Origin of the sequence: Streptomyces sp. NPDC093149 (assembly GCF_044754145.1) — a bacterium.
GTDB lineage: Bacteria > Actinomycetota > Actinomycetes > Streptomycetales > Streptomycetaceae > Streptomyces.
The window spans coordinates 168348-191493 of the sequence record NZ_JBIVON010000012.1 but is presented as its reverse complement, the minus strand read 5'-3'; the positions used below and the strand labels follow the sequence as shown (position 1 = coordinate 191493).

Here is a 23146-nt window from a genome sequence, read left to right as displayed (position 1 = left end):
GTCAGCTCCCCTTCGCGGGGACGATCTGGAGGTAGATCGCCGTGAGAACCATGTTCACGAAGAACAGCAGCATGAAGGTGATGACGACGGACTGGTTGACCGCGTCACCGACACCCTTGGGGCCGCCGCGCGGGTTGAGCCCGCGATAGGCGGCGACGATGCCCGCGATGAAGCCGAAGATCAGCGCCTTGACCTCGCTGATGTACAGGTCGGGGAGCTGGGCGAGCGCGGAGAAGCTGGCGAGATAGGCCCCGGGGGTTCCGTGCTGCAGCATCACGTTGAAGAAGTAGCCGCCGAGCGTCCCGACGACGGAGACCAGGCCGTTGAGCAGGACGGCCACCAGCATCGTGGCCAGCACACGCGGAACGACGAGCCGCTGGACGGGCGAGACGCCCATGACCTCCATCGCGTCGAGTTCCTCGCGGATCTTCCGCGAACCGAGGTCCGCGCAGATGGCCGATCCCGCCGCACCTGAGATCAGCAGTGCCACGATGATCGGGCTGGCCTGCTGGATGACGGCGAGGACGCTGGCGCCACCGGTGAACGACTGGGCGCCGAGCTGCTGGGTCAGCGAGCCGACCTGGAGGGCGATGACCGCACCGAACGGGATGGAGACGAGCGCGGCGGGCAGGATGGTGACGCTGGCGACGAACCAGAACTGTTCGATGAGCTCCCGCACCTGGAAGGGCCTGCGGAAGATCTCCCGGCTCACGGTCCCGGCGAGGGAGAACAGCTTCCCGGTCTCGCGCAGCGGCGCGAGCAGCCGTGCCGGAGACCGCTGTTCCGGTGTCTTCGGCCCGGCCGTGGCGGCCGTGGCGGCCCCGGGCGGCTCGGGGGGTCTCACCGGCATGGGCGCCGTCATGGGCGTCCACCGCCCGCGGCCGGGGCGTAGCTGTTCATGATGGCCGTGCGAGCGGCCTCGGGCAGCTGGCCCATCATCGACAGGACCCGTTCCCGGCGGCGCAGGGCGGCCTGCCGCACGGGCATGCCGGGCGACGGCTCCAACTGCGGTACCACGGTGCGCGGGCCGTTGGCGGAACTGATGCCGACGCCGTAGCCGTTCACCTCTTCGGCGGCGAGCGTCGCGGCGTCCTTCTCCTCGGCCATCCCGATGGGGCCTTCACGGCGTCCTGCGAGGAACTGGGAGACGACCGGCACATCGCTGGTGAGCAGCACCTCGCGCGGCCCGAAGGTGACGAGATTGCGGCAGAAGAGCATGCCCATGTTGTCCGGGACGGTGGCCGCGATGTCGAGATTGTGGGTGACGATGAGCATCGTCGCGTCGATCTGCGCATTGAGATCGATGAGCAGCTGGGAGATGTACGCGGTACGGACCGGGTCCAGCCCGGAGTCCGGTTCGTCGCAGAGAATGATCTGCGGGTCCAGGACGAGCGCTCGGGCCAGCCCGGCGCGCTTGCGCATACCGCCGGATATCTCGCCGGGGAGTTTTTCCTCGGCACCGAGCAGACCGACTATGTCGATCCGTTCCATGACGATCCGGCGGATTTCTGATTCCTTCTTGCGGGTGTGCTCGCGCAGCGGGAAGGCAATGTTGTCGAAGAGCGACATCGAGCCGAAGAGGGCGCCGTCCTGGAACATGAGCCCGAAAAGCTTCCGGGTCTCCATGATGTCGCGCTCGGGACTGTTCACCATGTCCACGCCGTTGATGAGAACGCGCCCCTGCTCGGGCTTCAGCAGGCCGATGATGGATTTCAGGAACACGGTCTTTCCGGTACCGGAAGGACCGAGCATGACGCTCACCTCGCCGGCGGGCAGTGTGAGGGTGACGTCCTGCCAGATGTTCTGCTTGCCGAAGGACTTCGTGAGGCCCTCGACGACTACTTCGATTCCCATCGGCCCTCCTTCGAAGTTGTTGTGAACGAAGTCATCTGTCAGCGCTCCGGCTCTGAGAAATCCAATGGCGGCTCGTCACCCATGCACCAGGAGGCGCACGGTATGTCCGTCGAAACCGCCAGGACAAGCCGTTGAACAGCGGAAACCGACGAACGATGTGCTGGATGTGGATCACTTGTCACTCTTTGACAAAGCCGTCCCCCGACCTTGTCGAAAACTGCGCAAGCACTCCTGTGCGCGGACCGGGGTCCGGACCGCGATCCCGACGAGGGGCGCACCACCCAGGAACCGAGGGGTCGGGCGACGGGCCGCCCGGCGGGAATTACGGGCCGCAAATGAGCGCGACCAGGACTCCAGGTGCATCGAACAACCAGGTGCGGACGTGTTTCCGACCTGCTCAGGTGGGACGCTACGGCTCGGTAACCTGACTTCGCAATACTGGACACTGAACTTTCTTCACCTCGGTCGTACGACCCCGATTCCTTGTTTCCAGGTGAGTAATGGCCGCGATAAACCTGTCGGAAAGTGAGGAATTCCGCCGACGGTGAAGCAGGGACAGGGTCCCCGGCCGTGGACCGGTCCTCGGCACGACCGGCGCCCCCTCGGCCGCGGGCGCGGACGGCACAAGCACATGGGCTCCCCCGGTCCCGTGGGACCGGGGGAGCCCATGTGCCGACGTCGAACGCCTCAGGTGCCGCTCACCGTTCGGGGGTGGGAATCTTCGGCGGGCAGTCGGGGCCGTCCGGGTTCGTCGCCACGCACAGCGCGGCCTGCGTCATCTTCGTGTAGTTGTCGGCCGTCTTCCCCGCGCTGGAGATCGCGGAGGTGAAGACCGCGTCCAGGTTCTCGTCCACCCCGCAGCCCTTGAACGGCGGTATGTGCGCGTAGCCGGACAGGGTTCCGCCGTACGCGACGAGGTAGCCGGAGCGCGGATAGCTCTGGCCCCATGCCTTGAGGACCTGTTCGAAGGGCTCGGCCGTCCGGCAGTTGTCGCCCACGTCCAGCGGGACGCCGTTCACCTTGACGTCGTGTATCCGCATGGAGAGCTGTGCGGTGACCGTCGTGCTCTCCGGATACTCGGGCGTGTTGGTGACCGTGTGCGTCTGCACGACGGCCGGCGGGCCCACCTGTTCCAGTTCCATGACGGCCGTGGTGGGCATGAACCCGTACGTCAGAAAGGTGGATCTGGCCGGCGGCAGCTGTCGCCGGCCCTGGTACTCGAATTCCGCCTCGGACGTCACATCGACCGTGGAGGCGCACGAGTCGTTGATGTAGACCTTGTTCAGCGTCACCTTCATGTGCGCGGGCCCCAGGGCCGCGGCGCCGTCCAGCTTGACGGCGTTGGCGTAGCCCGCCACATAGGTGTCCGCCGTCGTCATCACCCATTCGGGCGGGATCACGATGGGGCAGCTGCCGCCCGGGTCGTCCTCGCCGTCCAGCGTCCTGTCGGTGAGGGCCTTGATCTTCTTGCGGGTGTCCGAGGAGAACCCGGCTCCCGGCCTGGTGTCCGTCGTGTCCGGCTTCGGGGTGCTCACCTCGGGCGCCGGCGTGGAACCGGAGCGGGAGCCCTCGACGAGCACGGTCGCGAGCGTGGTGTCCTGGTCCGGTGCGGGCTCGCACACGACCTGCAGACTCGGCGGCGTCGTCGGGGAGTTGTCGGCCTTGCGGGGAGTGAACGCCAGGGCGAGACCGGCGGGCGCGAGGGTGGCCTTCCCCGGGGAGCCGAATGTCGCCGTGGGCACGTCGCCGGTCGCGGTCAGCTCCAGTCCGCCCTCGGCGGGGATCGGCACCGGCGGCGCGTCGAGATTCGCCCAGGCGGCATCGGCCGACCGGTCACCGCTGCGATGCCGCACGGTGAGCTGCGCGTCGGCCGACAGACTCGTCGCCTCCTGGCCGGTGAATTGTTCGAGGGCCGCCTGCGGCAGTTTCACCACGACCGAGACATCGTCCGGCCGAACCGCTTCACCCGTTCCCACCGACGCGGGCAGCGAGGCCGACACGGTGACACCGACTTCCGCGGCGCCCGAGGGGAATTCGCATTCGTAGGCGAGCGTGACCTCGGAATTCTGGTCGGCCGCCATCGATTCAGCGCCCGGAATGAATGCGGTGGCGACGACGAGTGCCCCACCCACGGCAAAGTGGAGCGGTCGCCGTGCTGAGACGCGTGCGTCGACGGTCATGCGCATGAGTCCTTCCAGCATGCGTGGACATGAATGCCACATGGTTGCGGATGTGGGTCCACCGGTGGGTAGCGGGCCTTCGAGCAGCCGAAATCGGTCCCTACCGATGGGTACGCTACGCACACCGGTCACGGCTGGGAAGAGTCGGGTTTCGATTCGAGCGACGGCAGGGGATTCTTGTCATTCGATGACAAGGCGGCGGCGTGGAATTATCGCCTCCTGCGCGAAAGGACACCGGGGCCGGGGCCGGATGTCATGCGTCGCACGGGTGCCCAGTCACAAGGAGTGTGACTGGGCACCCGTACACGTTCCTCCGGTCCCACCGGGAGATCGTCAGCCGACGATGACCGGCGAGGGCGTGCCGGCGGCCGTGCTCTTGATCGTGTACAGACCCGCGAAGCTCGCCGTGGTGCCGACGATTCCGCAGCCGCCGCCGACCTTGTTGGTGATGGTCAGTGTGAGGCCGCCGCCCGAGGTGTCGAGGGTGCCGTTGGAGCCGCCCGCGCTGGGGTTGTTGTACTTCGCGGCGACGCTGCCCGCGACGTTGAAGGTGCAGGGTCCGAGGACGCTGCTGCCGCTCACCGTCGCGTTGATCGCCTTGATCTGACCGGTGGTCTGGCCGGTCGAGTTGGTCCCGGCGCCGGCCGCGTAGGTGTTGCCCCAGATCTCCCACGGGGGCGTGACCGCGGTGGTGACGGTCCAGGTGGAGCTGAACGGCCCGGTGCAGGGCGAGTTGAACGAGATGGACGTGATGTTTGCCAGCTTCGCCGGGCTGCCGCTGACCGGGGACGTCGGGGCGTTCCCCGCCGCGGTGGATGTGGCGCACTGGATCTTGTTGCCGTTGTTGTCCGTCAGCACCGTGACACCGGCGGTCCCATTGAAGTCGCCGGCCGGCGTGATGGTCCACGGAGCGGTCGGACCGGCGAACGCCGACGGGGTGGCGAGGGCCACCGCGGCGGCCGCGGCACCGACTGCGGTCAGGATTCTCATCTTCTTGCGCATGGAACTTCTCCCTTTTCCTGTCCCGTTGGGGAATGAGTTGGACTCGGACGAAACGACCGTCGCGATCCAACAGCGGATTTCTTTCGGGGAAGTACTCCCGCCGACGCACGAGGCGGGTTGCAACTGAGCCCGTGATGCTGTCGAGCGCGGAATTCACGCGATGCGATCCGGGCGTGGTGCTGATCGTTGTGGTGTAAGGGCGACCACCGGACGGTACGCTACTCCATCGATTCGGAATCGAGAAGAGTCCGCGCTTCCATTCATCTGTTCTCTTAATTCCGCAGCGCCCGGCAATACCCGAAGGGTGAATTCAAGCGCACAAGGCCTATGGGCTGCCCCGTAATCCGCGGTGGATCAGCGCGCGCCCCGGCCACCCGACACCCCGCCCCCGTGTGCCACTGCGGGGCGGCGCGCCAGGGCGACCGGAAACCTGTGGCGGTGCGCCCTGTCCTACCGGACGGCGGAGTGCCAGTACTGCGAGAAGGCCTTGCCTTCGTTCGGGGCCAGGCCCGCAGGGTCGTAGGGGCTGGCGAAGTACGTGGCGGCCTGGTTCAGGACCACATTGTTCTTGCCCGAGGCCGAGGGAAGGCTGGTCTTCAGGTTGACCGCCCAGTCCAACAGGTCGGCGCCGCAGCCGCTGGCTCCCGGGACCGCGTAGGTGGAGTCCCCCTGATCGGCACCCCCGAAGGTGTAGCGCCCCATCTCGCCCGAGTCACTGGGCGTCCCGTCGCCGTCGAACTGCTGCAGCGAGAGAGAGGGGGCGGTGTTGTTCTGCGGCTTCAGCACGATCGGGTCCGAGGTGGTTCCGATGTAGCACTTGTCGCCGAGGAACGGGTTCCGCAGATGGATGCGGACAGGAATCGACAGGATCGGCTGACCGGCGCCGAAACTCGCCGCCATGTTGAAGTCCCTCGGGGCACCCGCCGGTTCGATCGTCGCGGTCACCTTGTTGAGGGTGCTGTTGGTGATCTGGTTGCAGATTCCCGAGACGACCGGGATACCGCTCGGGCACATGAGACCGAGCAGACCACCCGGGAGGTCCGCGGAGTCGGCCACGAGCGCCCCCTCCGGAGGGGCGATCAGCGATGTGGTGCCGTCGCTGTGCTGGATCACTCCGAGCTGGAGGTCGGTGTTGCCGGTCGGCACCTGCGTATTGCCCAGCTTGATCGAGCCGCCGGCCGAATGCGAGGAGATGCAGGTCGCGATGTTCGTCACGCCGTCGGCCGCCAGCATGGCGGGCGCGTCCACCGGGCACCGGTTGAACGGCGCCCAGTGCCCGTTCAATTGAGTGGCCGCGGTGGCCGTTCCGGTGGACAGCACAGCGACGAACGCGGTACAGGCTGCGAGCAGCCCCACGCGCGCTCCGGTCGAAGCGATTCTCATGTCGTCCCCTCTTGACTGCCGCCTCTGGGCGGCGTCGTACATGGAGTTGGCCGGTTTCAACGCAGGCGGCATCGGCGCCAAGAGTGACTGCATGCGTTGTGTGCGGGACTTTCTGGGGCACGGCCACGTCAGATGAACGCCGACGGCCCGGTTCCGGTAGTGCGTCGCGGGTGGATCCGGGGCCCGGAGACCGAGCAGCCATTTACCGGCGAATTGCATGTCTTAATTGGCCGAGCCGTGATGTTACTTGCGAGAAACACGGCGACACAATCCTGTCGGTTAAGATCTTTTGCGATAACCGATTTTTGATCCAGAAATGAGCACACGGAGCCTGAGGGCTTGTCATCGGATGCGCATTTACAGGCGCGACGGATGGGCTCGCGGGGTGCGGGACCTTTCCCGCATGCAGGAGACCCGGCCGGCGACGGACTCCCGGACGTGCTGAACGCGCCACTCCGTTCGGCGAGACCACTGGTCCACCCCACCCGCGGCCTGCGCACAAACGCGACCGCCTCCAGGAGGCCGCTTCCGCGGGGATCTGCCGGCAGCAGGGCGCCTTCGACCGCCCCGCTCCTGCCACCCACCGCACCGCTTCACCGACGCCGGTTTTTGTCGTCGAGAAACAAGCGGCCGAAATATGTTGTCCGGAAGTGAGCATTGCCGCCCCACCTGCACGGAAGCACCGCAACGCGCCCGAGATACGTGCCCCTTGCACTCCGATCTTGTACAAGTAGTGTCCACAGCAGCTGACTTGGTCTATCTTCATCGCGAACTTGGACGCACCTGCCGGTTGATGGGAGCGCTTTCCCCCCACCGCCTCACCCCCACCGGGCGCCGGAGAGCAAGGGGACAGTCATGCCAGAACGTGTACAGCCGTCGGACACCGGAGACCCACTGGGCCCGCTCCCCCAGGAATTCGCCGCAATCATGCGGCCCGAACTGCCCAGCCTGATCAAAGAAATCGGCGTCGAGGTCACCCGGGCCTATCCGGAATACGCGCGTCTGCTCGACGGCCCGAACGGTCAGGCCATTCGTGTCGGCGTGGAACAGAGCCTCGCGTCGTTCGTCGATCTGGTCGCCGAGCCGTCCACCTCCACCACCCTTCGCGACGACATGTGCCGTCGTTTCGGGCGGTTCGAGGCGTATGAGGGCCGAAGCATGGAGACGCTGCAGGGGGCCTATCGGCTCGGCGCCCGGGTGGCGTTGCGCCGGGCCAAGAAGGTCGGCCGGAGCTACAGCTTCTCCCCCACTCTGATGCTCAGTTTCGCCGACGCGCTGTTCGCCTACATCGACGAACTGGAGTCGCTCTCCCGCGAGGGCTTCCTGGAGGTGCAGTCGCAGTCCGGCGAGCAGAGCGAGGCCATGCGCCGCCGTCTGCTGCATCTGGTCCTCGCCGGGCGGCCGGTGCCCCGGACCGCCATCGCCGAGCTGTGCGAGCAGACCGGCTGGACGCTGCCGGAACAGGTGACCCTGGTCGCCGCCCGAGCCCCGGCCGGGCTCGACCGGGCCGGCCTGGACCGCGACGTCCTGGTCGACCTCAGTGCTCCGCAGCCCCACTTACTCGTCCCGGGGCCGCTCGACGAGGCGCGAAGACACATGCTTGAGCGCGCCCTCCTCGGCACCCGGGTCGCCATCGGACTGACCGTCCCCACAGCACTCGCCTCGGACTCGATCCGCTGGGCCCGCCGGGTCCTCGAACTCGTCGACGCCGGGATCATCGCGGACGCGCCGCTCGTCCTGTGCGAGGACCACCTCATCACGCTGTGGCTCCTCTCCGACACGGCCCTCCTCGATCAACTCGCCCGGCGCGAACTTGCCCCGATCGCGGGGATCAGCGCCAACCGGCGCGAGCGGCTGATCGAAACGCTCCGTGTCTGGCTCGAAACCAGGGGGACCGCGGCCCACATGGGCGAGCTGCTGGATGTGCATCCTCAGACCGTCCGGTACCGGATGCGCAATCTGGAAACCATCTTCGGTGCACAACTGGTCGATCCGGAAAGCCGGTTCTCGACCGAGGCCGTACTGCGGGCACTCCAGCTGCGTGAGCGCGGCACCGACGTGTCCCTCTGAGTTCGGCCCTCAGGGTCTCTCGTCCGGATCACGCAGCACGTACATCACGACGAGTCAACTTACTTACGAGTAAGGGGAAATACCCGGTCACTCTCAAACGGTTGCCACACGGAGACGTTCTCGACGAGAAACCCGGAACTGCGTCCCGTACACATGGAGGAGTCGGCCGCCCACCCGGCGGCCGCACCGAGAATCACCTCCTGGCCAACCATCCGAGAGGGCACCCCTCATGACCGCCTCACACCTCCTCGTCCCCGTGCCGATCCCGGACCGGGTCGCCGCGCTGATCGGGTCCTGCATCCCGCCGCACATCCTGCAGGCGGAGTTCGACGCCGAATGCGCCGCGCGCGAGGTGCGCAGGTTCCGGGGCCCACGGCTCTGCGCCGAGGACCAGGCCGACCGCGAGCAGGCACTCTCCGAGCTGGCGCGCGCGAACAAGATCCTCGCCGCCCATCACCCGCGGCTGCCGGTGCGCCCCGGCAGTTCCTGGTGACGCGCCGGACGTCGCGGCAACGGAGAAGGCCGTCCAGGTCCTCGGAGGCGCCGGATACAGCCGGGAGCAGCCGGTGGAGCGGATGTACCGCCACGCCGAGATCCCCCCGATCTTCGAGGGGACGAGCGAGATCCGGCGCCCGGTGATCGCGCGGGCGATCTCCGAGCGTCACATCCACCGAACCGCTTCCGGCCGGTCACTCGCCGCGGTCAGCCGGGGACCGGGGTGAACCGTACCGGCAGCGATCGCGGGCCCCGGGTGAAGACGCCCTGCTCGAAGGGGGTGAAACCGTCCGCGAGCCGCAGCTCCCCCAGTGCGTCGAGCAGCTGGTTCACCCCCGTCTCCACCTCTGCCCGAGCCAGCAGCGCGCCCACGCAGAAATGCCGGCCGAGCGCGAACGCCAGGTGGTCGGCCGCCGCCGAGAACGCGGTGGTGCCGGTCAGATCGGAACGGAAGATGTCGAAGCGGTCGGGCTCCCCGTAGCGGGACTCGTCGCGGTTGGCGGAACCGATCAGACAGGTGACGGTGGCTCCGGCGGGCACCGTGCCGCCGCTGAGCTCCACCTCGGTCGCCGCCCGGCGCATGATCATATGGACCGGCGGGCTGTGGCGCAGCGTCTCGGCGAAGGCCCTCTCGATGAGGGAGCGGTCCTCCCGTACCGCGGCGAGCTGTTCGGGGTGGGCGAGCAGATTGGCGAAGAGGGAGGCGATGGCCTTGTCGGTGGTCTCGCCGCCCGCCGCGAGCAGCAGACTGCAGAACGCCTTGATGTCCTCGTCGCTCATCCGCACCCCGTCGACCTCGGCGGCGCAGAGCGCGGAGAGCAGATCGTCACCGGGCGTTTTCCGGCGCTGCCGGATGATCGGGATCATGTACTCGGCGAATTCCCGGCGGGTCCGCTGACCGGCCGCCGCCACCTCCGGGTCGCCCGCGAGATTGCCGAGGAAGGCGATGACGGTGGTGTACCAGCCGTGGAAGCGGTCGTGGTCCGCCCTGTCCAGGCCGAGCATGTCGGCGATGACGAGGACCGGCAAGCGGGTTGCGAACGCGTCGACGAGGTCGGCCTCGCCGGTGTGCCGGAACGCGTCGATCAGCTCGCGCGCGTTGCGCTCGATGACCGGCAGCACCTTCTCCTGAAGGTCCGCGCCCCGGAAGGCGGGGGCGACCAGGGCCCGGCGCACGGCGTGCTCACGGCCGCTGAGCTGGAGGATCGTCCGGCCATGGACCGGTTCGAGCTGCCAGTCGTAGTTCTCGGTGGTGAACTCGCCGGCCCGGTCCTTGAAGATCCGTTCCACGTCCTCGTACCGGGAGACGAGGTAGCTGTTCGTGGCCTCGTGCCGGATCAGCGGGGCGCTCTCGCGCATGATCCGGTAGGCCCCGTAGGGATCGGCGGCGAAGGCGGGGGAGAGAATGTCCGGGAGTGGCGACGCTTGCGATGCGGTCGACTCGTACGGGGCTGACGTCATGACGCTCCAGGGTCGTTGACGGGCAACGCCGTCAAGGTTATTGATCCACCGTCCGCAGACACACCCCTGGGGGAACACCATGTCCGAGGGCCCGCGCCCGTCCCTGCTCTTCGTCACCGACCTCTCCTACGAGGCTCGTGGCCGCCGCTACTGCGACGAGGACATCCACCTGTCGTCGCGGCTGCGGGAGGAGTTCGATGTCGCGCTCTGTCATCCGCGGGACGCCGCCGCGTTGCTCGACGGCTTCGACATGGTCGTCATACGCAACAGCGGTCCGGTGCTGCACTACCAGGAGGCGTACGACGCGTTCCGCGCACGGGCGCTGGAGCTGGGCGTACCCGTCTACAACCCGCTGCACGGTCGCGGGGACATGGCCGGCAAGCAGTATCTGGTCGATCTCAGCCGGGCGGGACATCCGGTGATCCCCACGGTGGACAGGGCGGCTGATCTGGGGCTGCTGCCCGCGGCCCCGGAGTACGTGGTCAAGCCGAAGCTGGGAGCGGATTCGGTCGGTCTGCGGTTCGTACCGCAGGCCGCACTGCCGGAGGGCGACGACGGCCTGATGCTCGTCCAGCCGCGGATCGACTTCCGGTACGAGGTGTCGTTCTACTTCGTCGACCGGGACTTCCAGTACGCGCTGTACGCGCCGCGTCCGGAGCAGCGGTGGGTGCTGGAGCCGTACGCGCCGAGTGCGGCGGATCTGGAATTCGCGGGCTCGTTCGTGGAGTGGAACAGTCTCGACCACGGCATCCAGCGGGTCGACGCCTGCCGGACCGCGCGGGGTGAGTTGCTGCTCGTCGAGTTGGAGGATCTCAATCCGTATCTCTCGCTGGACCGGGTGGCGGAGCCGGTACGGGAGGCTTTCGTGACCCGGCTGAAGGCGTCCCTGCGGGATCTGTCGGCCTGACGACACGTCCGGCCGTCCCCCACATGCGGCGGCCGGGGCCCGGTGTGAGGGTGCAAGCGTGACCACTGCCAGCGAGACAGCCCCCGCCGCGCAGAGTGCCGCCGCGCCGTCCGTACTCGATCCACGCCGCCGGAACATCGTCTTCGTGACGATCGTGCTGGGTCTTCTGCTGGCCGCTCTGGACCAGACGATCGTCGGCACCGCACTGCCGACGATCGTCTCGGATCTGGGCGGCGCCGCCCACATGTCGTGGGTCGTCACGGCCTATCTGCTCGCCGAGACGGTGGCGACGGTCCTGGTGGGCAAGTTCGGCGATCTGTTCGGCCGGAAGATCATCTTTCAGCTGTCCGCGATCATCTTCATCACCGGCTCCTTCCTGTGCGGCCTCGCGACCAATATGACGTTGCTGATCGTCTGGCGCGGGCTGCAGGGAATCGGCGCCGGCGGGCTGATGGTCACCTCGATGGCACTGATCGCCGATGTGATCCCGTTGCGCGAGCGGGGCAAGTACCAGGGTGCGCTGGGTGCCGTCTTCGGGGTGTCGACGGTGATCGGCCCGCTCCTCGGCGGGCTCTTCACCGATCATCTCAGCTGGCGCTGGGCGTTCTACGTCAATGTGCCGATCGCGATCGTCGTGGTCATCGCCGCCGCCCGCACGATTCCTTCGATGAGGGCCGTGGGGCGGCCCGTGATCGACTATCTGGGCATCGCCATGGTCACGGTCGGCGCGAGCGCGCTGATCCTGGCGACCAGCTGGGGCGGCAACGAGTACGCGTGGGGCTCCCCCGTCATCATCGCTCTGTTCGCCAGCGGCGTCGTGGCGCTGGCGCTCTTCTGCCTGGTGGAGTTCCGGGCGAAGGAACCGATGCTGCCGATGCGGCTGTTCCGCAATCCGGTGTTCACCGTCTGCTCGATCCTGAGCTTCGTCGTGGGATTCGCGATGCTCGGCGCGATGACCTTCCTGCCGACGTATCTGCAGTACGTGGACGGCGACTCGGCGACCCTGTCGGGGGTACGGACGCTGCCGATGGTCGTCGGGCTGCTCGTCGCCTCGGTCTTCAGCGGCAACGTGGTCTCCAGGACGGGCCGGTACCGGATCTTCCCCATCGTGGGCTCGCTGGTCATGGCGGTCGGGCTGTATCTGCTCTCCCGGATGGGCCCGGACAGCGGGGTCTGGCTGGAATCGCTCTACATGCTGGTGCTCGGCGTCGGTATCGGGCTGTCCATGCAGGTGCTGACCATCGCCGTGCAGAACACGGTCGACTACTCGGACCTCGGTACGGCGACGTCGGGCGTGACGTTCTTCCGTACGCTCGGCAGTTCCTTCGGCACCGCGGTCTTCGGCACGATCTACGCCAACGCGCTGAAACCGAATCTGACCGACGGCATCGCCGCGGCGGCTCGGGCGGGCGGCGACCCCGCGGTGCTGGCGAAGGCCGCACAGAGCCCGCAGGGGCTGCACAGTCTGCCCGCCGCGCAGTCCGCGCCGCTGGCCCAGGCGTATGCCGACACGCTGCACACCGTGTTCCTGTGGACGGTGCCGGTCGCGGCCCTCGGGTTCGTCGTGGCGCTCTTCCTGAAGGAGGTGAAGCTGCGGGACACCGCGCGGGTCGGCTCGACGGACATGGGCGAGGGCTTCGCCCAGCCCAGCGCGGGCGACTCGGCCCGGCTCCTGGAATTCTCCGTGGCCAAGATCCTTCGTGGCGCGGGTCCGGACACGGCACGGCGGATCGTCGCGGAGTCGGACACCCGGCTGGACATGGCGGGGGCCTGGGCGGTGATGCAGGTCGAGCTCTTCACCCGGATGGTCGGTCACGCGGGGCTCGGCCTGATCGCGACCCGGCACCGGGTACCGCCGGAGGTGCTGGTTCCGGTCTTCGACCGGATGATCGAGGAGGGATACCTCACCGGCGACGGTCACCTGTTCACACATACGGCCGCCGGGAGCCGGGAGGCCGCGGCGATCGGTGTCGCGTGGGCGCGGTGGCTCAACGAACGCCTGGACGAGCACGGGTCACGCCCCGACGACCGGCAACTGCGGGCCGCGGTGGACGCGATCGCCAAACGGCTGCTGGCGGAGGATCTGGCGCAGGAGCTCTCGCCGGAGAAGGCCCGGGTCGGGGCCGCTCTCTGAAGGACCCGTCACCGGCCCGCCGGTTCAGCCGACGAAGTCCGCCGTCGAGTAGACCCAGGCTCCCCCGGAACGCACGAAGCGGCTCTTCTCGTGGAGGGAGTCCGGCCGCCCGCGGTCCATGTAGTGCGCGCGGAAGGTGACCGTACCGGTCGTATGGAACGGGCTGCCGTCCGTCTTCTCCAGGATCTCCAGGCGCACCCATCGCATCCCGGGGTCGAAGTCGACGGCCGGCGGCCGGGTGTCCGGGTGCCAGGTGCGCAGCAGGTACGCCTCGTCCCGGACGACGAACGCGGCGTACCGGGAGCGCATGAGCGCCTCGCAGGTCGGCGCGGCGGCGGTCCCGGCGTGCAGGCGACCGCAGCAGTCCCCGTACACGGCGGGCAGGCCGCAGGGGCACGGCGAGTCCGCGGGGAACGCGGACTTCCGTGCGCCGGCGGTGGTGGGCGTGGGCCGTCCCGGTCGTCCGGTGCGTCGTGACATGCCTCCATTGTCACCCGGGGACCGGAGGCTCAGCGGGTCGGGGTGAAGCGGCGACGGTACTCGCCGGAGGTCGGTCCGGTACGGCGGCGGAACCGGGTCCACAGGTTCGTCGCCGTACCCGGCCCGCCGGCACGGGCGACCACGTCGAGGCGCTCCTCGCCGCGCCCCGTCATCCGGCAGGCGAGGGTGATCCGGCGTTCGGTCGGCCAGCCGTGCGGGGCCGTACCGAGCCGGGCACGGAAACGGCGGTGCAGGGTTGCCGGGCCGACGGCGGCGAGACGACGGGGCGCGCTGGGAAGCTGAACGCGCCGCTGGACGGCGGGGCGGACGGTCAGGGCTTGCGGGCGACGCCCGCGTAGCCGGGGATCGGCTCGTCGCCCGGCACCTCGATGACCTCGCCGAGCTCCGGGTGCCAGTCCGCGGAGAGCGCGACACCCGGCTCGACGAGTTCGAGTCCGTCGAAGAATGTGGTGACTTCGGCGTGGGAACGCAGCCGCAGCGTCATCCCGCGCGCCTTGTACATGGCGGATGCCTGCGCCGCGCCCTCGGGATCGAAGTCCCCGGTGGTGTGCGAGAGCACCAGATAGCTGCCGGAGGGGAGCCGTTCGACCAGTCGGTCGACGAGCTCGGCGGCGCCGTCCTCGTCGCCCAGGAAGTGCAGCAGGGCCAGCAGCGACAGCGCGATCGGCTTGTCGAAGTCGAGGACCGTGCCGGCCTCTTCCAGGATGACCTCGGGTTTGCGGGCGTCGGCCTGGATGTACTCCGTGGCGCCCTGGGGGGTGGAGCGCAGCAGGGCCGCCGCGTGCGCGAGAACGATCGGGTCGTTGTCGCAGTAGACGACGCGTGATTCGGGGGCGGTCCGCTGGGCGATCTGATGGAGGTTCGGCTCGGTGGGTATGCCGGTGCCGATGTCGAGGAACTGACGGACCCCGTTCTCGGCCAGCCACCGGGTGGCCCGGTGCATGAAGGCCCGGTTGACCCGGGCCATGTCGCGCCCCCTGGCATCGACGGCCAGCAACTGCCGGGCCATCTGTTCGTCGACCGGGTAGTTGTCCTTGCCGCCGAGGAACCAGTCGTACATCCGGGCGGGATGCGGCTTGCTGGTGTCGATCTCGACGACTCGGGGATCCTGCCCGGTCATAGCACGCTCCATGGGTCCATAGGTCGGCGAACAACAGTGTGGGACGGGGACGGGCTCCGGAAGGGCGGATCCGGCGAGAAGGCCGTGGAATCAGGTGAGGAGGAAATCCGCCTGGCCGGACTTGGCGCCCTGGATGAAGGCGGCGATCTCACCGTGGGAATAGATCAGGGCGGGGCCGTCGGGATCCGCGGACTGGCGCACGGCGACTCTCCCGTCGGACAGCTTCATGGCTTCGACGCAATTGCCTCCGTTTCCGCCGCTCCACGGCTTGTACCAGCCCTCGGAGCCGAGTTCGGCGGCCGGCATGCCGTTGTATATGGGGTCCATCACAGCTCCTTGCGGAAGTCCCGGAGGATTTCCTTCGTGCGTTGTGCAGTTGCGGCCTGAGCCGCCATGCGGTCCATGACTTCGAGGTAGGAGGCCACCTCGGGGCGCGCGTCGAAGTAGACGGCACCGGTCAGGTACTCGCTGTAAACCATGTCGGGGAGTTCGGGGACGCCGAAACGGAAGAGGACGAAGGGGCCGTAGGTTCCCGGGTGGTGTCCGGTCGAGAATTCCGCGACCTGCAGCGTCACATGCGGCATCTCGGTCGCTTCCAGCAGCCGGTCGATCTGCCCCCGCATGGCGTCGACGCTGCCGACCGGGCGGCGCAGCACCGTCTCGTCCATCACCACCCAGAGTTTCGGGGCGTCCGGCCGGGAGAGCAGCGACTGGCGCTGCATCCGCAGCGCCACATGACGCTCTATGTCCTCGGGCCTTGTCTGGCCCACGGCTCCGGTGCGCATCACCGAGCGCGCGTAGTCCTCGGTCTGCAGCAGACCGGGGACGAAGTGCGGCTCGTACATGCGCAGGAGGCTGGCGGCGCCCTCCAGGCTGACGTACATGCTGAACCAGTCGGGCAGCACATCGTGGTAGCGCTGCCACCAGCCCGGCTTGTTCGCCTCCTCGGCGAGCTCCACGAACGCGTCGGCCTCGTCGTCGGCGATCCCGTACGCCTTCAGCAACAGCTGCACATAGGGGATCTTGAGAGCGACCTCGGCGGTCTCCATCCTGCGTATCGTCGCAGGTGCGACCCGCAACACCTTCGCAGCCTGGTCACGGCTCAGGCCGACCCGCTCCCGCAGATCCTGCAGGCGCTTGCCGAGAACGACCTGACCCACGGTCGGGGCGGACCGCGGTTCGCTCACTTCAGACCTCCCGATGCGCTGTTTGCCAGCAGTGTGCCATGCGCGGGGCTGCCAAGACACAGCCACTCTGAAATTTTCAGAGTGCCCCTTGCCAAGTGTTCTCGACAGGGGGAGAGTTGGCGAGTGAACCAGTTCACTTAGTCACGACCGTGCTCGTTCGCGTGAGATCGCGGATTGTGACGCAGCCCCCACTGTAAGGAATCGGTTGTGGCACCTGGCAGTGCGCTTATCCCCCGGCACATGGATCTCAGCCCCGGGACGGAAGCGCTCCGGTACTGCTTCGCGCTGCCGGCGCACCCCGAATCGGTGGCCGGTGCACGGCGGCTGACACGAGCCCGGCTCGACGAGTGGCGGCTGGACGAGGACACGCACGAGGCGGCCATCCTGATCGTCTCGGAACTGGTCACCAACGCGGTGGTGCACACCATGAGCGCTCGCGTCGTGTGCGAGCTGCACCGGCTCGACAGACGGCTGCGCATAGCCGTGCAGGACCAGGGACACCTGCCCGGCGGACCGCGGCTCTGCCGCACCTCGGACGACGAGCACGGACGCGGCCTGCTGCTCGTCGACGCGATGAGCAGTTCCTGGGGTTCCCGCGACGCGGGCAACGGCTCGGGCCGCATCGTCTGGGCGGAACTGCCGCACGGCTCGGAGCGGTCATGCTGAAGAACGCGATGTCCCATCTGCTCGGAGCGCGCCGCTCCCGGCGGCCCCTGGGTGCCACCGACACGGGCATGGTGCAACTGCCGCTGCCGCCCGCCCTGTCGGCGAGCCTGGGCTGCGACGCGGTGGGCGTGCCCTCCCGGTACGGCTTCCGACTGATGTCTCATCTGCCACGTACCGGTTGCGTCTTCGCGGACGCCGACCGCTGGTGGTGGATCGTGCCGGCGGGTTCCGATCTCGATCTGGACTGGCCCGCGCAGGCCGCCTACGCGAAGGGGGCCTTCGTTCCCGCCGTACGGCCCCGGCTCATCCACCAGCCCGACAGCCGCACGCCGTACACTCCGCCCATCCCGCTGTTCCTGATGGTGTGTCAGATCACTGGAGTGACGCCGTCGTGGGCACCGTCGGGCGACGCGCGCGCCGTCTCCGCTCCCTGACACGGCCGGGCGAGGGGCCAGGATTCCCTCGGGAATCACCGCTCCCCGCCCCGCTCAGGACACGTCGGCGCCGACGGACGAGGTGGCGGCCGGCCGGACCGGCGCCTTACTCGACGTCACCGATCCGGAACCCCTGCCGCCGGACAATCGGCTTCTCGGCCTGCCGGACGTCTTCCTGGCACCGCATCAGGCCCGGCAGTGAGCCGGAACGGCTCGGGAGAACGGCGGTGGACGAGGCGGAACGGCTGGTCCCCGGGGCCGCCCCTCGCTCGCCCCGTGCCCGGGGAAGAGCTCTCGCAGCGACTGACCTGCTGTTTCCGTCTCCGGACATCCTGGTCACGCTGCGTTGTCAGTGGTCCCTTCTACTGTGGAACCACTGATCGAAAAGCCCGCCGCAGCGCGGGCTGTCCGGGTGTGAAGGGGGCGGGACCGTGCGCCGCTGGGAGTACGTCGAGGGCAGTGCGTCGAAGTTCTGGGAGACCGAGGCCGAGGGCGTCGTGGTGACGGTGCGCTACGGGCGGTGCGGGAGCGACGGGCGTACGCGGACGAAGGAGTACGCGTCGGCCGAGGCCGCGTCGGCGCAGGTGCGCGCATCGATCGCGGAGAAGGAGAAGAAGGGGTACCGCGAGGTGGGGGCCTCGGCTTCGGGCGCCGCAGAGGCTGTGGCGGCGGGCACGGCTCCGGGAGCGGGCCCTTCGGCGCAACCCGAGGCCGAGGCCCTTGTCCTGCCCGACGAGGACACCTTCGTGCTCCCCGCCAACTGGCGGCGAACGCTCCACCCCCGGCGCGGCGGCGTGCACCGGGGGCCCGGCAGGGCGCGCCGGGAGGCGCTCGACAAGGTCGCGGACCGGATCGCCGAAGAGGCCGCCTGGATCCAGGAGTTCGTGGACGCGCGGGGCTCGGATGCCGGGCTGTCCGACCACCTGCGGTCGCATGTGGCCGGAAGTCCCTCGCCGGTGGGGGCGGCCACCCTGGCGGCGGTCATCGGGCTCCATCCCGTGCCCCACTCCGCATGGGCGGACCACTGGTGCGAGCGTTACGGTCTGCCGTTCGCCGCGCGGGCCGCGGTCGAGCTGTTCTCGGTCGATGCCAACTGGCAGCAGAGCGGCAGCCGGCGGAGCGACCCCTGGCTGGAGACGCTGGCAGGGCCGCGCCACGCGTACTGGGCGAGGGATCGCCGACCGGCGATGGACCGGGTCCGCGCGCTGCTCGCCGCGGCCGACGAGGAGACGTACCGGCAGACGGTCGAGGTGCTGGCCGGATGCCGGACCGATGCCCTGCGCAAGATCGTCGTCTCCTATCTGGTACCGAGTGAGACCGACTGGGTCGAGGACCTCTGCACGGATCCCGGGGTGGGCGCGGAACGGGACCACACCCTGCTCGCAATGGTGCTCAGCTCTCTGAACTCGGCTGCCCAGATGGAGCGCTTCCCCCACCGGCCGGACTTCACCGACGGCGTCGCGTTCATCGCGACGGTCGCCGAGGGCATCGGACCGGCCATCGCCACCCCACTGGCCGAATCACTCGACGGCAACCACTACTACTCCGACAGGGTGAAGCTCGCTGCCAACTCCCTGGTGGAGCTTCCCACCGACGAGGCGTTCCTCGGACTGCTGGCCCATGCGGACTCGAAGCATGTCCGTCCCGCTCTCCTCGACGCCATGCGCCGCTACCCGGTGCGTGCGGTAAGGCTCCTGGCCGCCGAACTGCACGGCGCTTCGACCGCGTCGTCCGGTCGGACGCTGCAACTGCTCCACGGTCACATCGGCGCCCACCACGACCTGGTCGCGCTCGCACTCGAAGGCCTGGACGCCGAGGTCGTCGAGGTCGTCGAGCCTCTGCTCAACCCGAAGGATCTGATCGCCGACGCGCCCGTCGACGCCCTGCCCGCCGTGCTGACGAGGCCGCCGTGGTCCCGGCCCCGCACCCCGGTGAAGGAAGTGGTCGTGACGGGTCCTGCCGCCGTGTCCGAGCCCTCGCTGGAGTGGCTGCCCGAGGAGCGGGCCGCATGGGCGGCCACCTCCTCCTGGTACACGGCCGCCCGCGGCCGCGACGACTGGGAGAAGGACACCGCGGCCCTGCGCCACGAAGTGAGCATGGGCGATCTGCGGCCGGCCCGGATCTTCGTCCACGGGCCCGAGGAGGTGGTCGCCCCGCTCCTGCCCGCCTGGGATCCGACCGACCTCTGGGACGGCCTGGACACCCTCAAGCCGGTCGCCGCACGGTTCGGCCTCGCCGCGTTGCCGCTGCTGTTGCGCGCCGTGCCCCGGCAGCCCAGCGCGCTCGCCCCGCTGCTGCTCCCGTTCGTCGACGTGCAGGTCGCCCGGCACATGGCGGACTGGGCGGTACGGCTCAAGTCCACCGCCACGACGGTTCGTTCCTGGTTCACCCGGCACGGTGCCGCGGCCGCCCCGCTCCTGGTGCCGGACGCCGTGGGCAGGAAGGGCGCCGCGCGGCGCGCCGCCGAGCAGGCACTGACGCTGATCGCCACGGTGCACGGCGACGCCGTGGTGCGCGACGCCGCACGGGTGTACGGGGCCCAGGCGGAGGCCGCGGTGGAGGTGCTGCTGTCCGTGGACCCGCTGGAGCGGGGACTGCCGGCCAGAATGCCGGTGCTGCCGGGCTGGGCGGAACCCGCCGTGCTGCCCCAGATCACGGTCCGGTCCGGCGGTGCGCTGCCGGTGCAGTCGGTGCGCCATGTCCTGACGATGCTGGCGTTGTCGAAGCCCGGCGAGGTGTACCCGGGGATCGCCCGACTCGTGGAGACGGCCGATGCCGCCTCGCTCGCCGATTTCGCCTGGGCCGTGTTCGAGCAGTGGCAGCTGGCCAGTCTGCCCGCGAAGGAGTCGTGGGCGCTGCACGCGCTGGGACTGCTGGGCGATGACGGAACGGTCCGCCGGCTCACCCCCGTGATCCGGTCCTGGCCCGGCGATGGCGCGCACCACCGGGCCGTGGAGGGACTCGATGTGCTGGCGTCCATCGGCACCGATGTCGCTCTCCTGCATCTGCACGGCATCTCGCAGCGGGTGAAGTTCAAGGCGCTGAAGGCACGGGCCCAGGAGAAGATCGCCGAGGTCGCCGCGGGGCTGGGGCTGACCGGGGAGCAGCTCTCCGACCGTCTGGTGCCGGACCTCGGCCTTGACGAGGACGGTTCGACGGTCGTGGACTACGGCACCCGTTCGTTCACGGTCGGCTTCGACGAGCAGTTGCGGCCCTATGTGCTGGACGCTGACGGCAAGCGTCGCAAGGATGTGCCGCAGCCGGGTGTCCGGGACGACGCGGAGCTCGCCCCGGCCGAGCGCAAGCGATTCATGGCGCTCAAGAAGGACGTCCGGACGATCGCCTCCGACCAGGTGCGCAGGCTGGAGGCCGCGATGGTGTCCGGACGTCCCTGGACGGCCCGGGAGTTCCAGGAGTTGTTCGTCGGTCATCCGCTGCTGTGGCATCTGGTGCGCCGGCTGGTATGGCTCAGCGAGGCCGACGACGGTGTGCGCACCGCCTTCCGGGTCGCCGAGGACCGTACGTTCGCCGACGCCCGGGACGATGCCTTCGCCCTGGCCGACGACACGACCGTGCGGCTCGCGCACCCGCTGGATCTCGGTGACGAACTGACCGTCTGGTCGGAGGTGTTCGCCGACCACGAGATCCTGCAGCCGTTCGCGCAGCTGGGGCGCGCCGTGTACGAGCTGTCCGAGGAGGAGGGCGCGGGTTACCGGCTCACCCGGTTCGAGGGGCTCAAGGTGCCGACCGGAAAGGTCCTCGGGCTGCAGCGGCGCGGCTGGGAGCGCGGGGCACCGCAGGACGCCGGAGTGGAACGCTGGATCTCCAAGCGGCTGGCCGACGACTGTTATCTGGTGATCGCGCTGCACGAGGGCATCGCGGTCGGGGTGGTCGACATGTTCCCCGAGCAGCTCCTCGAAACGGTCTGGCTCGACGCCCGGCCCAATGATCACTGGGCCGGCCACACCCACCCGCACCGATTCACCGATCTGGACACGGTGACCGTGTCCGAGCTCCTCGCCGACCTGGAGGAACTCACCGAGGGCGTCGCCTCATGACCGTACGGAACGAAACACGTGCCGGGACGCCGGACGGCGGCCCGGCCGCGGTGCAGCGGCCACCGGCCGAGGTGCGGTACGCCGAGGAGCTGGCCGCGCTGCGGTCCGACGACCGCGATCCGCGACCGCCGGGCTGGGAGCTGAGCCTGCGCGCGGCCCGCCGTTTCGTCATCGGCGACACGGAAGCGGGGGTCGGCCGGAAGTTCGTCGGCAACCCCTCGCTGGTGGACCGGGCGCCGGTGACGCTGGCGACGAACCGCGGGCTGATGCTGGTCGGGGAGCCGGGCACCGCCAAGTCGCTGCTCTCGGAACTGATCGCGGCCGCCGTCAGCGGCGACTCGACGCTGACGGTGCAGGGCGGCGCGGCCACCGCCGAGGACCAGATCAAGTACGGCTGGAACTACGCGCTGCTGGTCGCCGAGGGGCCCTCCACCCGGTCGCTGGTCCCGGCGCCGATGCTGCGCGGCATGGCCGAGGGCAGGCTCGTACGGTTCGAGGAGATCACCCGCTGTCCGCTGGAGGTGCAGGACTCGCTGCTGTCGCTGCTCTCCGCACGGGTGGTGGCCGTCTCCGAGCTCGCCGGACGGGACGGCATGGTCTTCGCTCGGCAGGGCTTCAACGTCATCGCCACGGCCAACACCCGCGACCGGGGAGTCAACGAGATGAGCGCGGCGCTCAAGCTGCGGTTCAATTTCGAGACGGTGTTCCCGATCCCCGACCTGGACACCGAACTGGCGCTCGTCGAGGCGGAGGTGACGGCCCTGCTGCAACGATCGGGGGTGGAACCGCCGCCGGACCGGGATGTGCTGGAGGTCCTGGTCGCTACGTTCCGGGAGCTCCGCGCGGGGGCCGGTGAGAAGGGCGGGCCGGGTGGCGGCTCGGGCGTTTCCTCGGCGGTGATGAGCACCGCGGAGGCGGTCTCGGTCGCCCATGCCGTGGGTGTGCGCGGCTGGTTCCTGCGTGGCGAGCCGGGCAGTGCCGCACTACCAGCCCGCCGAACGCCGTCTTCTCATCGAGCGCGCCCACTTCCACTCCCGTACGCAGCGCCATGTGACGCAGTGGCAGCTGATCCTGCTGGTCGACCAGTCGGGTTCGATGGCCGGATCGGTCATCCACTCCGCGGTGACCGCCGCGTGTCTGTGGGGCCTGCCCGGTCTCAAGACGCACCTGGTCGCCTTCGACACCCAGGTGGTGGACCTGACCTCGGAGGTGACCGGCCCGGTGGAGCTGCTGATGCGGGGGCAACTGGGCGGCGGCACCGACATCGCGCGGGCCGTGGAGTACGGCGCGGGCCTGGTGGAGAATCCGCAGCGCACGATCGTCGCGCTGGTCACCGACTTCTACGAGGGCGGTGACCCCTAACGGCTGCTGCGCACGGTACGGGGGCTGGTGGAGCAGGGCAGCACCGTGCTGGGGCTGGCCGTGCTCGACGAGGACGCCAACCCCGACTACGACCGTCAGCTGGCCGGGCGGCTCGCCGCGGCCGGCGCGCACATCGGGGCGATGACACCCGGTCACCTCGCCGAGTTCGTCGCCGAGAGGCTGGGCCGATGACCGGGACGCCGGGCGGCGTCGCACGCCCCGACCTGCTCGCCCTGACCCCGGACACGCTCGCGGCACTGGCCAACCGGGGACTGGTCAAGCGAGCCACGAAGGAATTGGACACGGGCACGGCGCCCGCTCTCACCACGGAC

At 69.1% G+C, this 23146-nt stretch carries 19 protein-coding genes and 3 pseudogenes; 11 read left to right on the top strand and 11 right to left on the bottom strand.

Annotated features, from left to right (window positions below; all coding sequences use genetic code 11):
* Nucleotide 1 precedes the first annotated feature (1 nt).
* The 5 genes from ACIQCZ_RS31025 to ACIQCZ_RS31005 all read right to left on the bottom strand — a co-directional run bounded on the left by ACIQCZ_RS31025 (nucleotide 2) and on the right by ACIQCZ_RS31005 (nucleotide 6419).
* The gene (locus ACIQCZ_RS31025; protein ID WP_402287061.1) at nucleotides 2–862 is read right to left on the bottom strand and encodes an MlaE family ABC transporter permease; all 861 of its coding nucleotides are present in this window, start codon (nucleotides 860–862) and stop codon (nucleotides 2–4) included.
* Complete coding sequence (locus tag ACIQCZ_RS31020; RefSeq protein WP_365689826.1) at nucleotides 859–1854, bottom strand: ATP-binding cassette domain-containing protein; 996 nt, start codon at nucleotides 1852–1854, stop codon at nucleotides 859–861. Before ACIQCZ_RS31020 ends, ACIQCZ_RS31025 begins: the two co-directional genes overlap by 4 nt.
* 698 nt (nucleotides 1855–2552) lie before the next feature.
* Nucleotides 2553–4034: a DUF6801 domain-containing protein gene (locus ACIQCZ_RS31015; protein ID WP_402287059.1), complete on the bottom strand. Its 1482-nt coding sequence runs from the start codon at nucleotides 4032–4034 to the stop codon at nucleotides 2553–2555.
* Between the two features lie 333 nt (nucleotides 4035–4367).
* Complete coding sequence (locus tag ACIQCZ_RS31010) at nucleotides 4368–5036, bottom strand: hypothetical protein (RefSeq protein ID WP_402287057.1); 669 nt, start codon at nucleotides 5034–5036, stop codon at nucleotides 4368–4370.
* 450 nt (nucleotides 5037–5486) lie between these two features.
* Complete coding sequence (locus ACIQCZ_RS31005) at nucleotides 5487–6419, bottom strand: hypothetical protein (RefSeq protein ID WP_402287054.1); 933 nt, start codon at nucleotides 6417–6419, stop codon at nucleotides 5487–5489.
* An 855-nt stretch (nucleotides 6420–7274) separates the two neighbouring features.
* Here ACIQCZ_RS31005 and ACIQCZ_RS31000 point away from each other — a divergent pair.
* The 3 genes and pseudogenes from ACIQCZ_RS31000 to ACIQCZ_RS30990 form a co-directional block, all read left to right on the top strand.
* Complete coding sequence (locus ACIQCZ_RS31000; protein ID WP_402287052.1) at nucleotides 7275–8489, top strand: helix-turn-helix domain-containing protein; 1215 nt, start codon at nucleotides 7275–7277, stop codon at nucleotides 8487–8489.
* Nucleotides 8490–8718: 229 nt separating this feature from the next.
* Nucleotides 8719–8982, top strand: a complete 264-nt coding sequence (locus tag ACIQCZ_RS30995; protein WP_376209000.1) for a hypothetical protein — start codon at nucleotides 8719–8721, stop codon at nucleotides 8980–8982.
* A gap of 10 nt (nucleotides 8983–8992) precedes the next feature.
* Nucleotides 8993–9211, top strand: a pseudogene (locus ACIQCZ_RS30990) (acyl-CoA dehydrogenase family protein); the annotation flags it as partial.
* Here the strand turns inward: ACIQCZ_RS30990 and ACIQCZ_RS30985 are convergent.
* Nucleotides 9192–10445 carry a cytochrome P450 gene (locus ACIQCZ_RS30985; RefSeq protein ID WP_402287049.1) on the bottom strand — a complete coding sequence of 418 codons (1254 nt, stop codon included), beginning with the start codon at nucleotides 10443–10445 and terminating at the stop codon, nucleotides 9192–9194. The pseudogene ACIQCZ_RS30990 and the gene ACIQCZ_RS30985 overlap by 20 nt on opposite strands.
* A gap of 79 nt (nucleotides 10446–10524) precedes the next feature.
* Here ACIQCZ_RS30985 and ACIQCZ_RS30980 point away from each other — a divergent pair, with 79 nt between their 5' ends.
* Both ACIQCZ_RS30980 and ACIQCZ_RS30975 read left to right on the top strand, forming a co-directional pair.
* Nucleotides 10525–11352 (top strand): hypothetical protein, encoded by an 828-nt coding sequence (locus tag ACIQCZ_RS30980; RefSeq protein WP_402287047.1) that lies wholly within the window; start codon nucleotides 10525–10527, stop codon nucleotides 11350–11352.
* A gap of 58 nt (nucleotides 11353–11410) precedes the next feature.
* On the top strand, nucleotides 11411–13486 hold the full coding sequence (locus tag ACIQCZ_RS30975) for an MDR family MFS transporter (protein ID WP_402287044.1): 2076 nt from the start codon (nucleotides 11411–11413) through the stop codon (nucleotides 13484–13486).
* Between the two features lie 24 nt (nucleotides 13487–13510).
* Here ACIQCZ_RS30975 and ACIQCZ_RS30970 read toward each other — a convergent pair whose 3' ends face one another.
* From ACIQCZ_RS30970 to ACIQCZ_RS30950, 5 genes are all read right to left on the bottom strand, one after another.
* Nucleotides 13511–13966 carry a YchJ family protein gene (locus ACIQCZ_RS30970; protein WP_402287043.1) on the bottom strand — a complete coding sequence of 152 codons (456 nt, stop codon included), beginning with the start codon at nucleotides 13964–13966 and terminating at the stop codon, nucleotides 13511–13513.
* 29 nt (nucleotides 13967–13995) lie between these two features.
* Nucleotides 13996–14301: a helix-turn-helix domain-containing protein gene (locus ACIQCZ_RS30965; protein WP_402287241.1), complete on the bottom strand. Its 306-nt coding sequence runs from the start codon at nucleotides 14299–14301 to the stop codon at nucleotides 13996–13998.
* On the bottom strand, nucleotides 14298–15107 hold the full coding sequence (locus ACIQCZ_RS30960; RefSeq protein WP_402287040.1) for an SAM-dependent methyltransferase: 810 nt from the start codon (nucleotides 15105–15107) through the stop codon (nucleotides 14298–14300). Before ACIQCZ_RS30960 ends, ACIQCZ_RS30965 begins: the two co-directional genes overlap by 4 nt.
* Before the next feature lie 90 nt (nucleotides 15108–15197).
* The gene (locus ACIQCZ_RS30955; protein ID WP_351072796.1) at nucleotides 15198–15434 is read right to left on the bottom strand and encodes a DUF397 domain-containing protein; all 237 of its coding nucleotides are present in this window, start codon (nucleotides 15432–15434) and stop codon (nucleotides 15198–15200) included.
* Complete coding sequence (locus ACIQCZ_RS30950) at nucleotides 15434–16294, bottom strand: helix-turn-helix domain-containing protein (RefSeq protein WP_376208989.1); 861 nt, start codon at nucleotides 16292–16294, stop codon at nucleotides 15434–15436. The genes ACIQCZ_RS30955 and ACIQCZ_RS30950 overlap by 1 nt, the downstream gene beginning before the upstream one ends.
* 207 nt (nucleotides 16295–16501) lie before the next feature.
* Here ACIQCZ_RS30950 and ACIQCZ_RS30945 point away from each other — a divergent pair, with 207 nt between their 5' ends.
* The 6 genes and pseudogenes from ACIQCZ_RS30945 (at nucleotide 16502) to ACIQCZ_RS30920 (ending at nucleotide 23006) form a co-directional block, all read left to right on the top strand.
* A complete protein-coding gene (locus ACIQCZ_RS30945) occupies nucleotides 16502–16960 on the top strand; it encodes an ATP-binding protein (RefSeq protein WP_402287037.1) in 459 nt (152 codons plus the stop codon).
* On the top strand, nucleotides 16954–17394 hold the full coding sequence (locus ACIQCZ_RS30940; protein ID WP_402287035.1) for a hypothetical protein: 441 nt from the start codon (nucleotides 16954–16956) through the stop codon (nucleotides 17392–17394). The genes ACIQCZ_RS30945 and ACIQCZ_RS30940 overlap by 7 nt, the downstream gene beginning before the upstream one ends.
* Before the next feature lie 82 nt (nucleotides 17395–17476).
* On the top strand, nucleotides 17477–17596 hold the full coding sequence (locus ACIQCZ_RS30935) for an NAD(P)-dependent oxidoreductase (RefSeq protein ID WP_402287034.1): 120 nt from the start codon (nucleotides 17477–17479) through the stop codon (nucleotides 17594–17596).
* Between the two features lie 229 nt (nucleotides 17597–17825).
* Nucleotides 17826–21452 carry a DUF4132 domain-containing protein gene (locus tag ACIQCZ_RS30930; protein ID WP_402287032.1) on the top strand — a complete coding sequence of 1209 codons (3627 nt, stop codon included), beginning with the start codon at nucleotides 17826–17828 and terminating at the stop codon, nucleotides 21450–21452.
* Nucleotides 21449–22081 (top strand): annotated as a pseudogene (locus ACIQCZ_RS30925) (AAA family ATPase); the annotation flags it as partial. The gene ACIQCZ_RS30930 and the pseudogene ACIQCZ_RS30925, both read left to right, overlap by 4 nt.
* Nucleotides 22082–22382: 301 nt before the next feature.
* A pseudogene (locus ACIQCZ_RS30920) lies at nucleotides 22383–23006 on the top strand (VWA domain-containing protein).
* Nucleotides 23007–23146: the final 140 nt, after the last annotated feature.

Bases quoted from the DNA above. Each gene is read 5' to 3' on its own strand.
- ACIQCZ_RS30995 (WP_376209000.1), top strand. From the start codon at position 8,719: ATGACCGCCTCACACCTCCTCGTCCCCGTGCCGATCCCGGACCGGGTC.
- ACIQCZ_RS30985 (WP_402287049.1), bottom strand. From the start codon at position 10,445: ATGACGTCAGCCCCGTACGAGTCGACCGCATCGCAAGCGTCGCCACTC.
- ACIQCZ_RS31015 (WP_402287059.1), bottom strand. From the start codon at position 4,034: ATGACCGTCGACGCACGCGTCTCAGCACGGCGACCGCTCCACTTTGCC.
- ACIQCZ_RS31025 (WP_402287061.1), bottom strand. From the start codon at position 862: ATGACGGCGCCCATGCCGGTGAGACCCCCCGAGCCGCCCGGGGCCGCC.
- ACIQCZ_RS31005 (WP_402287054.1), bottom strand. From the start codon at position 6,419: ATGAGAATCGCTTCGACCGGAGCGCGCGTGGGGCTGCTCGCAGCCTGT.
- ACIQCZ_RS31020 (WP_365689826.1), bottom strand. From the start codon at position 1,854: ATGGGAATCGAAGTAGTCGTCGAGGGCCTCACGAAGTCCTTCGGCAAG.
- ACIQCZ_RS30955 (WP_351072796.1), bottom strand. From the start codon at position 15,434: ATGGACCCCATATACAACGGCATGCCGGCCGCCGAACTCGGCTCCGAG.
- ACIQCZ_RS30960 (WP_402287040.1), bottom strand. From the start codon at position 15,107: ATGACCGGGCAGGATCCCCGAGTCGTCGAGATCGACACCAGCAAGCCG.
- ACIQCZ_RS31000 (WP_402287052.1), top strand. From the start codon at position 7,275: ATGCCAGAACGTGTACAGCCGTCGGACACCGGAGACCCACTGGGCCCG.
- ACIQCZ_RS30940 (WP_402287035.1), top strand. From the start codon at position 16,954: ATGCTGAAGAACGCGATGTCCCATCTGCTCGGAGCGCGCCGCTCCCGG.
- ACIQCZ_RS31010 (WP_402287057.1), bottom strand. From the start codon at position 5,036: ATGCGCAAGAAGATGAGAATCCTGACCGCAGTCGGTGCCGCGGCCGCC.
- ACIQCZ_RS30980 (WP_402287047.1), top strand. From the start codon at position 10,525: ATGTCCGAGGGCCCGCGCCCGTCCCTGCTCTTCGTCACCGACCTCTCC.
- ACIQCZ_RS30970 (WP_402287043.1), bottom strand. From the start codon at position 13,966: ATGTCACGACGCACCGGACGACCGGGACGGCCCACGCCCACCACCGCC.